This window comes from Oceanobacillus iheyensis HTE831 (assembly GCF_000011245.1).
In the GTDB taxonomy this organism is placed as follows: Bacteria; Bacillota; Bacilli; order Bacillales; family Amphibacillaceae; genus Oceanobacillus; species Oceanobacillus iheyensis.
In genome coordinates, this window is sequence record NC_004193.1 from 1731499 (window position 1) to 1745865 (window position 14367).

Genomic DNA, 14367 nt, shown 5'->3' on the forward strand with positions numbered 1-14367 from the left:
GAGGAGGAATAGTCATGGCTTGGCAAAATCCATCCAATGAAAAATTAAGCAATATTTTACAGACTGCAGAAACGATTGCGGTAGTAGGGTTGTCCAATAATCAAGATAAGACAGCATATCAAATTTCACAGCGAATGCAACAACTAGGGTATAAAATTATTCCAATAAACCCAACTGTTGATGAAGTGTTAGGCGAAAAAGCTTATCCGACTTTAGCTGAAGTTCCAGAGAAAATTGATATTATTAATGTCTTTCGGAGACCGGAACATTTGCCAGATGTAGCTAAGGATGCGGTAAACACAGACTGTCGGATGTTTTGGTCACAACAAGGAATCGTAAATGAAGATGCTTATCATTTTCTGAAAGATCATGGATTCGAGGTTGTGATGGATCTTTGTATAAAGGTTGTCCATTCTGTTTTGGTTAAGTAAAATAATTCGTTAAAAGACTGCTTTCCGTTCTAGTTAAAATTTCTAGTAACGGTGAGCAGTTTTCTGTTCAATGATAATTTTACTTATTGTTTTAAAATGTTATGTGATATGGTTATTCATGCATGAATTTGCCAATTATAGTATACTAAGTAGCATCGTTTACGGTAATATTAATGTAAAAGTAAAATTACATCGAGAGATATTTACAAAAAAGAACAGTTGTTCTATGATGATTGTTAAGGTAAGTTGGGGAAGGAGAAGATGGCACGTGACGAGTGATTATCAATATTCAGACAGCTCCATACAAGTATTAGAGGGGTTAGATGCTGTTCGTAAAAGGCCAGGTATGTATATTGGAAGTACAGATATACGAGGACTTCATCACTTAGTGTATGAGATAGTAGATAATGCAGTAGATGAAGCACTTGCTGGTTATGGTAAAGAAATTCAAGTAACTATACATAAAGATGAAAGTGTATCAGTAAAAGATAGTGGGCGAGGAATGCCTACAGGGATGCACCAAACCGGGAAGCCAACTACGGAAGTAATCTTCACAGTACTGCACGCTGGTGGCAAGTTTGGACAAGGAAGTTATAAAACAAGTGGAGGACTTCATGGTGTTGGTGCTTCTGTCGTAAATGCATTATCTGAGTGGTTAGAAGTTACCACATTTCGTGATGGTTTCCAATATCAACAACGTTTTGAAAATGGTGGGAGACCGGTAACTACATTAGAAAAAAAAGGTCCTACTCGAAAAAAAGGATCAGTTATTCGCTTTAAGCCAGATCCAACTATTTTCTCAACAATTGTTTACAATTATGAAACGATATCTGAACGACTACGTGAATCTGCCTTTTTATTAAAAGGTCTTAAAATAGAATTGATTGATGAAAGACATGATAAGCATGATGTATATGAGTATCCAGAAGGGCTAAAGTCTTTCGTAGATTATCTGAATGAAGAAAAAGATGCTTTACACTCCATTGTCTTTATGGAAGGTGAACAACAAGAAATTGAAGTAGAGTTTGCTTTTCAATTTAATGATGGTTTTGCAGAAAATATGCTGTCATTTGTTAACCATGTGCGTACTCGAGATGGAGGAACGCATGAATCGGGAGCACGTACAGCAATTACTCGTACGGTTAATGATTATGCGAGAAGGCAAGGTCTATTAAAAGAAAAAGAGAAAAATCTAGAAGGTACAGATATACGAGAAGGATTAACAGGAGTTGTATCTGTTCGAGTTCCAGAAGATAAACTTCAATTTGAAGGGCAAACAAAAGGAAAGCTCGGTACAACTGAAGCGAGATCAGCTGTAGATTCTGTCATCTCGGAACATCTAAATTATTTCTTAGAAGAAAATCCCGATATCTCTGGAATGCTAATTAAAAAGTCAATAAAGGCAAAAGAAGCTAGAGAAGCAGCCAGAAAAGCAAGAGAAGAAGCAAGGACAGGAAAAAAACGGAAACGTAAAGATGCTTTACTAAGTGGAAAGCTTACGCCAGCACAATCCAGAAACCCGGAAAAAAATGAATTATACCTAGTGGAGGGGGATTCTGCTGGAGGATCAGCCAAACAAGGAAGAGATCGTAAATTTCAAGCAGTATTACCACTAAGAGGTAAAGTAATCAATACAGAAAAAGCAAAATTACAAGATGTATTTAAGAATGAAGAAATTTCAACAATTATCCATACGATTGGCGCTGGTGTTGGTGGCGATTTTAATCTTGATGATGTTCAATATGACAAAATAATCATCATGACTGATGCTGATACAGATGGGGCGCACATTCAAGTGTTATTACTTACCTTCTTTTATCGTTATATGCGTCCACTAGTAGAAGCAGGAAAAATCTTTATTGCATTACCTCCTTTATTTAAAGTATCAAAAGGAAAAGGCAAGCAAGAAAAGCTTCGTTATGCATGGGATGAACAAGAATTAAAAGTTGCTATTCAAGAATTAAAACAAGGTTATACAATTCAACGTTATAAAGGTCTCGGTGAGATGAATGCGGACCAATTATGGGAAACTACGATGAATCCAAGTTCTAGAACGCTCATTCGTGTATCCATTGATGACATTGCACGTGCAGAACGTAGGGTAACTACTTTAATGGGTGATAAAGTCGAGCCCCGCAGAAAGTGGATCGAAGGACATGTGAAATTTGGCCTTGAAGAGGATGCAACTATACTTGAGAACGAAAATATTCACACAGAAGAGTAAAGTGACTAATAGATGTTGTTCTTTTAGGTCCTTTTGAACACGCAATTATAGGGGGGATTCAATTTGTCACAAACAGAAAAATATCTCGATCTACCTCTAGAAGAAGTAATCGGAGATCGATTTGGTAGATATAGTAAATACATTATTCAAGACCGTGCCCTTCCCGATGCAAGGGATGGCTTGAAACCTGTACAACGACGTATTTTATATGCAATGCACATGGAGAGAAATACTCATGATAAGCACTTTCGTAAATCAGCTAAGACTGTAGGTACCGTAATTGGTAATTATCATCCGCATGGTGATTCTTCCGTTTACGATGCGATGGTTCGATTAAGTCAAGACTGGAAAGTAAGAAATGGACTTATTGAAATGCACGGAAATAATGGGAGTATAGATGGTGACCCACCTGCAGCTATGCGTTACACTGAAGCACGTTTATCCAGTATTTCTGCAGAGCTTTTACGAGATATTGACAAACAAACAGTTGATTATATACCTAACTTTGATGAAACAACAGATGAACCAGTTGTATTACCCGCAAAATTCCCAAATTTACTTGTGAATGGATCTACGGGTATTTCAGCAGGTTATGCTACGGACATCCCACCTCATAATCTTGAGGAAGTGATGGACGCGGTAATTTTGAAAATTGATAAACCAGAAGCTTCGATAGATGATTTAATGAAGTTGATGAAAGGACCAGACTTTCCTACTGGTGGTATAATTCAAGGAGTAGAAGGTATTCGCAAAGCATATGAAACAGGAAGAGGAAAAATTATTGTTCGAGGAAAAGCCGTGGTTGAAACTATGAAAGGCGGCCGAGAGCAAATTGTTGTCACCGAAGTACCTTTTGAAGTAAATAAGGCAACAATGGTTAAGAAAATGGATGAATTACGTATTGATCGTAAAGTAGAAGGAATTGCTGAAGTACGTGATGAGACTGATCGAACTGGGTTAAGAGTGGTAATTGAACTCAAAAAAGATGCCAATAGTGAAGGTGTACTAAACTATTTATATAAAAATACGGATTTGCAAATCACGTATCACTTTAACATGGTCGCGATTCAAGATAAAACACCAAAACTATTATCTTTACCTTCGTTACTTGACGCTTATATTGCACATCAAAAAGAAGTTGTAACAAGGCAGATCACCTATGATCTAAACAAAGCAAATGCACGCGCGCATATCGTAGAAGGGTTAATTAAAGCCATCTCCATACTTGATGAATTGATCGCTACCATTCGTGCATCAAAAGATAAAGGTGATGCGAAAGCACAGATTAAAGCGAAATACGGCTTTACAGAAGAACAAGCAGAAGCAATCGTTATGCTCCAATTATATCGCTTGACGAATACAGATATCGTGGAATTAGAAAAAGAAGCAGCTGAATTAAAAGAAAAAATTAAAGAGTACGAGTCGATTTTAAGCAGTGACAAGAAGCTTTTCCAAACAATCAAAAAAGAGTTACGACAGATTAAAAAGAAATTTGCAGATCCTCGTAGAACAGTCATCGAAGAGAAAATTGAGGAACTAAAAATAAATATTGAAGTAACTGTCGCTAGTGAGGATGTACTTGTTTCAGTCACGCGGGACGGTTATCTAAAAAGGACTAGCTTACGTTCTTATGCTGCTTCAAATGAGGAAGAGTTACCAGTAAAGGACGATGATTACCCTATATCATTACTGGAAGTAAATACAACGGACAATTTATTATTATTTACAAATAAAGGTAAATATATTTTATGTCCTGTTCATGAATTACCAGATATTCGTTGGAAGGATATGGGACAGCATATTTCTAATATCGTTCCGTTGGATAAAGAAGAATACCTCATTCAGTGTATGCCAGTTCGTGATTTTAAATCAGCCGAAGGATATCTGATCTTCTTTACGAAAAACGGTATGGTTAAACGAAGTGAATTCCAGTTATACGATGCCCAGCGGAGGTCAAAAGCATTAATTGCTCTTAATCTCAAAGGGGACGATGAAGTTGTTCATGTTAGCCATACAAATGGAAATATGGATGTTTTTATCGCTACGTATAAAGGGTACGGATTATGGTACCATGAGTCGGAAATCTCTGTGGTCGGTCAACGAGCTGCTGGAGTTAAATCAGTTTCGTTAAAAGACGATGATGAAGTAGTAAATGGACAAGTATTCGACGATCTATCAGAACCATCTTTAGCATTAATTACACAACGCGGATCTTGCAAACGGATGAAATTGAAAGATTTTGAAAAAACTACCCGTGCAAAACGTGGGGTAATAATGCTTCGTGAGTTAAAAAACAAAGCTCATCGTGTAAAAGGCTTTTTCGCTTTACAAGACCATGATGGACAACAAATTTGTTTCCAGACAGCAAATGGAAATACCCATGAAATTGTACCACTAACATTAAAGGCAACAGATCGATATAACAATGGATCATTTGTTATTGACACGGATCATGAAGGTGAAGTCATCCATGTTTGGAAGCAAGCAAATTATGAAAAACCGTTCGATGAATAATTAAATAACTACAAATTTTAGGCAAATGTAGGAAATCTACATTTGCCTATTTCATTCCTTTTGATAAAATAGAAAGTATAATCGAATGTATGATAATTCATAACCATTTGATTTTTATGACTGAGTAACATATGTTGCTTGAAAAAAGGGAGGATGTACATGAACTTTGAGCTTACGAAAGAGCAGATTATGATTCGAAAGATGGTTCGTGATTTTGCAGAAACCGTGATCCAACCAAGAGCTATCGAAATTGATACGAAAGCTGAATTTCCAGAAGATATTTTTAAACAAATGGGAGAGCTAGGATTACTTGGTCTCCCCTTTCCAGAAGAGTACGGTGGATCAGGCGGAGATACAGTATCATATGCACTTGCGGTAGAAGAGATTGGTCGTATTTGTGGAAGCACAGGACTCAGTTATGCTGCAGCAGTATCCTTAGGTGCTAGTCCAATTTATTATTTTGGAACAGAACAACAGAAATTGGATTTTTTGAAACCGCTTGCATCAGGTGAAGGACTTGGAGCGTTTGGATTAACTGAACCAAATGCCGGATCTGACTCTGGTGGTACAAAAACAACAGCTAAAGTGGATGGTGATGACTATATCATCAATGGTGAAAAATGTTTTATTACAAATGCCAGTTATGCAAAATTCATCACTGTTACTGCAGTAACTGAAATAAATAAGGATGGTCGAAATCGAATATCGGCAATCTTGGTACCAACAGATACACCGGGGTTAACTATTACAAGTAATTACGACAAAATGGGGGTTAGAGGATCTGATACAGCAGAAATCGTACTAAATGATGTACGTGTACCACGCAGTAATTTATTGGGTACAGAGCATAAAGGACATCCTCAATTTCTTCAAACGCTAGATGGAGGAAGAATTTCGATAGCAGCATTAGGGGTTGGTATTGCTCAGGCTGCATTAGATAAAGCTTTAGCATATGCAAAAGAGCGTAAGCAATTTGGAAAATCTATATCTAACTTTCAAGCGATTCAGTTTAAATTAGCAGATATGGCTATGGAAGTAGAACTGGCTCGTAATATGGTATTAAAGGCAGCTTGGTTGAAGGATGAAGGAAAGAATTTCTCTAAAGAAGCTGCGTATGCTAAGCTTTTTGCTACAGAAACGGCTACTCGCTCGGCTAATCAAGCAATTCAGATTCATGGTGGTTACGGATATATGCGTGAATATGAAGTAGAAAGATACTTACGTGATGCAAAATTGCTAGAGATTGGCGAAGGAACATCAGAGATTCAAAGGCTTGTAATTGCTAGACAGTTAGGATGTTAATGTGAGGAGGATTCTATGATTAAGAGAATGTTGATTGCTAATCGAGGTGAAATTGCTCGGAGAATCATTCGTACATGTAGACAATTAAATATTGAAACAATTGCCATATACTCAGATGCCGATAAAGATGCTTTATTTGTAAAAGAAGCAGACGAATCTTATTTAGTTGGTGGAAATCGAGTACAGGAAAGTTATTTGAATGTAGATAAAATCTTTGAAATAGCGAAACAGGCAAACATAGATGCTATTCACCCTGGTTATGGATTCCTTAGCGAGAATGCTAGTTTTGCTAATCGTTGCTTGAAAGAAAAGATTACGTTTATAGGACCATCTCCTGAAATAATTGAACTAATGGGGGACAAAATAGCAGCTAGAAGAACGATGAAACAGGCAGGTGTACCCATTGTTCCGGGTACAGAAGAAGCGATTTCTTCGGTTGAAGAAGCTGTGAAGTATGCATCTGAGATTGGTTATCCTATTATGCTTAAAGCAGCTGCTGGAGGCGGCGGTATCGGAATGCAAATTGTTCATAACGATGATGAATTAGTGAAAGCATTTGATAGCAATTCAAAAAGAGCAGCTAATTTTTTTGGTAACGGTTCCATGTTTTTAGAGAAAAAAATAGAAGAAACAAGACATATTGAATTTCAAGTTTTGGCTGACCATCATGGGAATGTTGTTCATTTATTCGAAAGAGAGTGTTCCATTCAGAGAAGGAATCAAAAAGTAATAGAAGAAGCTCCATCTCCATTCGTATCAGATAGATTGCGCAAAGATATGGGAGAAGCATCCATTCGAGCAACAAAACAAATAAACTATACGAATGCTGGAACGATTGAATTTCTTGTTGATAAGGAAGAAAACTACTACTTTTTAGAAATGAATACACGTATACAAGTGGAACACCCCATAACAGAGGAAACCACAGGTATCGATATTGTTGAACATCAAATTAAAATAGCACAAGGGGAATCACTGCAAATAACACAAAATGACATACGACAAACTGGTCATGCTATTGAAGCTAGAATCTATGCAGAAGACCCGATAACATTTTTCCCTTCACCCGGTAAAATTACTCAATTCTCTTTACCAAAAGGAGAGTGTATTCGAAATGAATGTGCAGTTAAAGAAGGAGATCAAGTCACACCATTTTACGATCCAATGATAGCAAAGCTCATTGTTACGGGCGATACAAGGTCTGAAGCGATTGCTAATTTAAAAGTTGCGATGAATCAATTTATAGTAGAAGGAATTAAGACAAATATCACAATGATAAAAGAAATTATCGATTACCCCGCTTATGTGAATGGGGATACGACGACAACATTTATCCAAGATTATTATCAAAAATAAGGAGGAATTATCAATGGAAGTAAAAGCAAGTATGGCAGGAAATGTATGGAAGATTACGGTAGAACAAGGAAATAAAGTAGAGTCTGGACAGGATATCGTTATTCTAGAATCAATGAAAATGGAAATTCCTATTGCTGTTGAATCTGCGGGCACATTGAAGCAATGGAAAGTAAACGAAGGAGATTTTGTAAACGAAGGTGACGTTCTAGCAATCATAGAGTAATCGTTATTAGGAGGATTCGATGGACTATTTAAACTATGAAATAGTGGAGAAGTATACTGGAATCATAACTTTACAGCGTCTTCAAGCGGCAAATGCGTTATCTGAAAGTCTCTTAAATGAATTAAATCAACTACTCGATGAAATCCAACAAAATGACACTATTCGTTGTGTGATTGTAACAGGCGCAGGAACAAAGGCTTTTTGTGCTGGTGCAGACTTAAAAGAGCGAAAAGGTATGAGTGATGATCAAGTGATTCACGCCGTTAAACAAATCGGTGAGACGATTAATCGAATAGAGAAGTTACAAGTACCAGTAATTGCTGCTATAAATGGGGTTGCTCTCGGTGGTGGGTTAGAACTAGCGTTAGCATGCGACATTCGGATAGCCGTGAATAATACTAAGTTAGGATTAACAGAAACATCTTTAGCAATTATACCCGGAGCCGGAGGAACACAACGATTACCAAGGACAATTGGTGTCGGTCATGCTAAAAGACTTATATACTCTGCTGTTCCAGTAAATACCGAAGAAGCTTTACGTCTTCATTTGATTGAGCGATCGGTCAGCCAAGAGGAATTATTAGATGAAGCTGTTCAATTAGCAAAAAGAATTGCATCTAATGGACCGCTTGCTGTGCAGTTAGCAAAGGGTGTTATCAACAATGGATTAGATACAACCTTAGAAAATGGATTAGAAATAGAACATTTATCTTACCAGAAAGTAATACCTACTCATGATAGGCGAGAAGGTCTTCAAGCTTTTGCAGAAAAGAGAAAACCAGATTACCAAGGTAGATAACAGTAAAGGGAGGAGCGAGTCTATGGATTATATTCAGGAATTACAACAACGAATAGAAAAAATAGAAAAAGGCGGAAAGCAAAAGTATCATGACAGTAACACGGATAAAGGTAAACTATTTGCTCGAAAACGAATCGAACTTTTATTCGATCAAGATATTAATGTAGAAGATGCGTTATTTGCCAATCATTCAGCAGAGGATTTACCTGCTGATGGAGTGATTACTGCTATAGGAAAAATTAATGGTCAGACTGTATGTGTGATGGCAAATGACTCGACTGTAAAAGCAGGGTCTTGGGGTAAACGCACAGTGGAAAAAATATTGCGTATTCAGGAAACGGCAGAGAAAATGGAAGTTCCGATCCTTTATCTAGTAGATTCAGCTGGTGCTAGAATTACCGATCAGGTAGAAATGTTCCCAGGCCGAAGAGGAGCAGGGCGTATCTTCTATAATCAAATAAAACTTTCCGGTAGAGTACCACAAATTTGTTTATTGTTTGGTCCTTCTGCTGCAGGAGGGGCATACATTCCTGCTTTTTGTGATATTGTCGTGATGGTAGATGGCAATGCTTCTATGTATTTAGGGTCACCGCGGATGGCGGAAAAAGTAATAGGCGAAAAAGTTACATTGGAAGAAATGGGCGGAGCTAATATGCATTGTTCTGTTTCTGGTGTTGGCGATGTACTAGTCGAATCTGAGGAAGAGGCTATTGCTTTTGCAAGAACGTATTTAGATTATTTTCCTGCAAATTTCCGTCAAAAACCATTGCCGAAAGAAGCAAGATTACCTAAACAGCAAGATAAAACTATTGAAGAAATAATACCAACGAACCAGAATGCTGCATTTGATATGTATGAACTCATTAATCGAACGATTGATGAAGATAGCTTTTGTGAAATCAAGAAAAAGTTTGCACCAGAATTAATAACTGGTCTTGCAAGATTAAATGGAAAGAGTGTAGGTATTATCGCTAATCAACCAAGGGTAAAAGGCGGAGTTCTTTTTACTGATTCAGCGGATAAAGCAGCAAAATTCATTCAACTTTGTGATGCATTTGAAATACCTTTACTATTTTTGACAGATGTTCCAGGATTTATGATTGGTACAGGTGTAGAAAAGCAAGGAATTATTCGGCATGGTGCAAAAATGTTATTTGCAATGAGTGAAGTTACCGTTCCAAAAATATCGGTAATCGTTCGGAAAGCATATGGTGCGGGTCTTTATGCAATGTCGGGACCAGCATTTGAACCAGACTGTTGCCTCGCATTTCCTAACGCACAAATCGCAGTTATGGGGCCTGAAGCTGCAGTTAATGCTGTAGAAGCAAATAAAATTGCTAAATTACCGGAAGAAGAAAGAGCTGCATTTATTAAACAAAAACAAGATGAATATAAGGAAAATATTGATGTGTATCGACTGGCTTCTGAGATGGTAATTGATGATATTATCAATCCAAATGAACTGCGCCAGGAATTAATACAACGCTTCAGTATTTACGAAAATAAAAAAATGACATTCACAGAAAGAAAACATGGTGTTTATCCTGTTTAATCAATATGGTATATACGTATCCCGAATGAAGTAGTTTACATTCGGGATATTTTTTTATAAGGAGATAGAATGTTTGTTGTATTAATTTGCATTACAAACGTAGGCTATGTAGCTAAGTTGAAAAATAATCTTTTCCAACTGCGTCATCGATTGCATTACTATCATATTCTGGTTATTACTAAAACCCAAACAGTAATTTATGGCTAGACCTATAATTAACTATAATATTATTATGTAAACTAATAGCATTTCGATTTTTGGTGGCGTATGTTCTTATAATTACGTATAATAGGGGTAAATTGTGGGCAGGGAAAAGGAAGGGAAGTCAGTCATGGTCGTTCAACATCAACATACGATTAATCAAAATCAAATTATTGCACTATATGAAAAAATGCGTGAATATGGTGATGTTATTCATGCAAATCGAATGCTAGACGTATTAGAAAAATACCAAAACCAAGAGTTAATTATCGCATTAGTGGGGCACTTTTCAGCTGGAAAGTCATCGATGATTAATCATTTAATGGGCTCAGAATTACTAGCGAATAGTCCAATACCAACAAGTGCAAACATAGTTAAAATCACGTCTGGCCAAGGGGTTGCCAACGTTTATTTCCATAATGGTGATAAGAGAGTGTATAGAGAACCATATGATTTACAGGAAATTAAGAAATATTCAACAGACAAACAACAAATTAGTAGGATTGATATCAGTACGAGCACAACCATCTTACCTGAAGGAACAGCGATATTGGATACCCCGGGAATCGATGCTGCAGATGATGCGGATCGGATGCTTACAGAATCTGCATTACACTTAGCGGATTATATGCTGTATATAACGGATTATAACCATGTCCAATCAGAAGTTAATTTACAATTTTTACAAACAATGGAGGATAAACAGCTTCCCTATGTTGTGATTGTTAATCAAATCGACAAACATGACGATGAAGAATTAACATTTGACGAATTCCAACAAAAAATCAAACAAACATTTGATCAATGGAATTTACATCCTTCGAAGGTTTTCTACACATCTCTTAAAGAACCACAAGCAAACTATAACCAATGGAATGAGCTATACTCATTTGTTTATCAGATGCTTACTAATAAAAGTGACTATCTTAATACATCAACTAGCATGATGCATATATTAGAAGATCATAAATCTTATGTACAAACTAACATCGATAAGAAGTTGGATTTATTTGATGCGGATACTGACTGGTCGGAAAAAGAAGAAAAATGGAATGAATTGTCGGATCGTATGCAACAACTTACACATCAAGGAACCGAATTAAAAGAGTCTTTTAAAAGGGAACTTCAACAAACTTTAAAGAATGCTTATTTAATGCCTGCTGAACTTAGAGAAAAAGCAAAATTGTATCTGGAATCGCAGCAAACTGGTTTTAAAGTTGGTGGTATATTTAAATCTCAGAAAAAGACAGAGGAAGCCAAACAAGAACGCAAGCGACAATTCCTAGATGGGATAAACGAAACCATCCAAACAGCTTTAAAATGGAGAATACGTGATAAATGGTATGAAGAGGTAAATAATCAACAATTACCTAGTAGTCTTCGAGAGCAGATTCTTCCTTATTTAGAAATACAATTAGGTGAAGAAGACTTAACTAAATCTATACGCAAAGGTGCAGAAGTAAATGGTGATTTTGTATTAATTTACACGAATGATTTGGTAGAGCAGGTAAAAGGTCAATTTAGGCGTCAAATGAGCGCCATGCTTGATGAGGCATCTAAACAATTACAGGAATTTAATACCCAAGAAATTTCTAACTTGGAAATGGAGTTAAATCAGTTAAATCAGATAAAAGAAACAGCAGAAAATAAAGCATTAATTATCCAAGAGAAAAATGATTATCTTCACCTGTTAGAAGATACGTTAATGGATCCTAATCCTTCTGATGAAACATTGCAAGAAATGCAAAACCAAATTCAAGAGCGTAAACCAAATGGGATGTATAACGAAGAAGACACTCCTGAGCAAATGACGGATAATACATCAGAAATACAAAATATTGATGAGTATGTGGAACAAAATAGTGTTCAGCTTTCTCAAATTAATACACGGACATTACAAAGGTCGATGATTGAAGCAAGTTCAATTTTGGATCTGTCAGGTTTTGAAAGTTACCAACATGATTTAAATAAACGTGAATCTAGCTTAAAAAACCGTTCTTATACGATCGCATTATTCGGTGCGTTTAGTGCGGGAAAATCATCATTTGCAAATGCGTTAATTGGTGAAGAAGTTTTACCTGTGTCACCTAATCCTACTACAGCAGCTGTAAATCGAATTCGTCCTGTACAAGAGCCTTATGAGCATGGTCAAGTAGTTGTATCAGTTAAAAGTGAGGCTGCGATGATAGAAGACATACAGCGAATAACGAAAGCCTACCGTCCTCCAGAAGGGACTCTGGAAGAGCTTATGGAGTGGGTGGACAAAAAAGCAATTACGAAAGACGAAAATCTTCAGCGCATGTATCGTTCTTATTTAGCGGCAATCGAAAGTGGTTACCAGCAAATGAAAGATTATCTTGGTAGTGAGAAGATGATCACTTTACAGGAGTTTTCATCTTTTGTAACAGAGGAATCGAAAGCATGTTTTATTAAAGAAATGGATCTTTATTACGATTGTGGAATTACGCAACAAGGAATAACTTTAGTGGATACTCCTGGTGCCGATTCCATAAATGCTCGCCATACAAATGTATCATTTGAATACATAAAGCATGCAGATGCGATTCTTTATGTTACGTATTATAACCATGCTTTATCGCGAGCAGACAAAGATTTTCTGATGCAGTTAGGTAGGGTGAAGGATGTCTTTGAATTAGATAAGATGTTTTTCATTGTGAATGCTAGTGATCTAGCTGTCGATCAAACAGAACTTGCATTAGTGACGAATTATGTAGAAGAACAACTACTTCAATTAGGAATTCGTCACCCACGTTTATATCCTGTTTCGAGCAAATTGTCATTAAAGGAAAAAAGAGCGAAAGAACCGTTAAATGATGAAATGATGAAGTTAGAGGAGTCGTTTTATAGTTTTATTCATAATGACCTTACTTCATTAACAAAACAGGCTGCTGTGAGAGATTTAGAAAGAGCTTACCATGCTTTAACAGAATATATTCGATCATTACAAATGGATGCGTCTGGTAAAGAGCAGCGTAAAAAAGATATAAATGATATTAAAAATGAAACAATTCAATATGTCTCAACGTTTAAAGATGATTCGTATATTACTCGAATGAAGCAGAAATTAGAAAAACAAACTTTTTATGTCGCCCAACGTTTTGGGATACGATTCCATGATTTATTTAAAGAAATTTATAACCCGACAACCATTACGGAATCCGGTTCTGCAGGGAGGGATCAACTTTTTAGTCAATTTGATGAGTTGTCCATCTATATTGGTCAAGAATTAAAACAAGAATTACAAGCAATCTCCCTACGGCTGGAGCATTTAATTCATGAATGTATGAAGGAGATTCATGATGAAATTACTTCTTTTGCTTTCCGTAATGATGGTATTTTCGAATTAGCTAGCTTAGATCTACCGGAGTTGCGTACACCCGATCATTATCCATCTATAAAGTTAGAAAAGGATGCAAGTTTGAAGAAAGTAATTTCTAACTATAAAGATACGAGGAGCTTCTTTGTTAAAAATCAAAAAGAGACGATAAAAGATCAAATGTATGCTATAATTGAACCTTCTGTAAAAGATTATGTAGATGAAGGAAATAGACTTTTATATAAAGATTACAAAGAGCAATGGACAACAAAATTTAATCAACTGAAAAGTCAGTGGCAATCGGAAATTGAAGAAATTGCAGAACAATATATTAATCGTATGTTTGTTTCAGTTGATATGGAAATGATTATAGAGCGTTCTAAGCAGCTCGAAAAGTTATTGCTTGAATTAAAAGGGAAGGATTGATC

The 14367-nt window shown here is 36.4% G+C and carries 9 protein-coding genes; all 9 read left to right on the forward strand.

Going from position 1 to position 14367, the window contains the following annotated elements; genetic code table 11:
• The first annotated feature begins 14 nt into the window (after positions 1 to 14).
• The 9 genes from OB_RS08735 (at position 15) to OB_RS08775 (ending at position 14365) form a co-directional block, all read left to right on the forward strand.
• Positions 15 to 431: a CoA-binding protein gene (locus OB_RS08735; protein WP_011066093.1), complete on the forward strand. Its 417-nt coding sequence runs from the start codon at positions 15 to 17 to the stop codon at positions 429 to 431.
• 226 nt (positions 432 to 657) lie between these two features.
• Positions 658 to 2655 carry a DNA topoisomerase IV subunit B gene (gene parE / locus OB_RS08740; protein ID WP_231847009.1) on the forward strand — a complete coding sequence of 666 codons (1998 nt, stop codon included), beginning with the start codon at positions 658 to 660 and terminating at the stop codon, positions 2653 to 2655.
• Between the two features lie 63 nt (positions 2656 to 2718).
• A complete protein-coding gene (parC, locus tag OB_RS08745; protein WP_011066095.1) occupies positions 2719 to 5169 on the forward strand; it encodes a DNA topoisomerase IV subunit A in 2451 nt (816 codons plus the stop codon).
• A gap of 159 nt (positions 5170 to 5328) precedes the next feature.
• Positions 5329 to 6471 (forward strand): acyl-CoA dehydrogenase family protein, encoded by a 1143-nt coding sequence (locus OB_RS08750; protein WP_011066096.1) that lies wholly within the window; start codon positions 5329 to 5331, stop codon positions 6469 to 6471.
• Positions 6472 to 6486: 15 nt separating this feature from the next.
• A complete protein-coding gene (locus OB_RS08755) occupies positions 6487 to 7827 on the forward strand; it encodes an acetyl-CoA carboxylase biotin carboxylase subunit (protein WP_011066097.1) in 1341 nt (446 codons plus the stop codon).
• Positions 7828 to 7840: 13 nt separating this feature from the next.
• Positions 7841 to 8050, forward strand: coding sequence for an acetyl-CoA carboxylase biotin carboxyl carrier protein subunit (locus OB_RS08760; RefSeq protein WP_011066098.1), 210 nt, complete (start codon positions 7841 to 7843; stop codon positions 8048 to 8050).
• 19 nt (positions 8051 to 8069) lie between these two features.
• Positions 8070 to 8849, forward strand: coding sequence for an enoyl-CoA hydratase (locus tag OB_RS08765; RefSeq protein WP_011066099.1), 780 nt, complete (start codon positions 8070 to 8072; stop codon positions 8847 to 8849).
• Between the two features lie 22 nt (positions 8850 to 8871).
• Positions 8872 to 10401 carry an acyl-CoA carboxylase subunit beta gene (locus OB_RS08770; protein WP_011066100.1) on the forward strand — a complete coding sequence of 510 codons (1530 nt, stop codon included), beginning with the start codon at positions 8872 to 8874 and terminating at the stop codon, positions 10399 to 10401.
• 301 nt (positions 10402 to 10702) lie between these two features.
• Entirely contained in the window at positions 10703 to 14365 is a 3663-nt protein-coding gene (locus OB_RS08775) for a dynamin family protein (RefSeq protein WP_231847010.1), read from the forward strand.
• Positions 14366 to 14367 lie beyond the last annotated feature (2 nt).

Coding starts and splice junctions, on each gene's coding strand:
- OB_RS08735 (WP_011066093.1), top strand. CDS start 15: ATGGCTTGGCAAAATCCATCCAATGAAAAATTAAGCAATATTTTACAG.
- parE (WP_231847009.1), top strand. CDS start 658: ATGATGATTGTTAAGGTAAGTTGGGGAAGGAGAAGATGGCACGTGACG.
- OB_RS08750 (WP_011066096.1), top strand. CDS start 5,329: ATGAACTTTGAGCTTACGAAAGAGCAGATTATGATTCGAAAGATGGTT.
- OB_RS08755 (WP_011066097.1), top strand. CDS start 6,487: ATGATTAAGAGAATGTTGATTGCTAATCGAGGTGAAATTGCTCGGAGA.
- OB_RS08760 (WP_011066098.1), top strand. CDS start 7,841: ATGGAAGTAAAAGCAAGTATGGCAGGAAATGTATGGAAGATTACGGTA.
- OB_RS08765 (WP_011066099.1), top strand. CDS start 8,070: ATGGACTATTTAAACTATGAAATAGTGGAGAAGTATACTGGAATCATA.
- OB_RS08770 (WP_011066100.1), top strand. CDS start 8,872: ATGGATTATATTCAGGAATTACAACAACGAATAGAAAAAATAGAAAAA.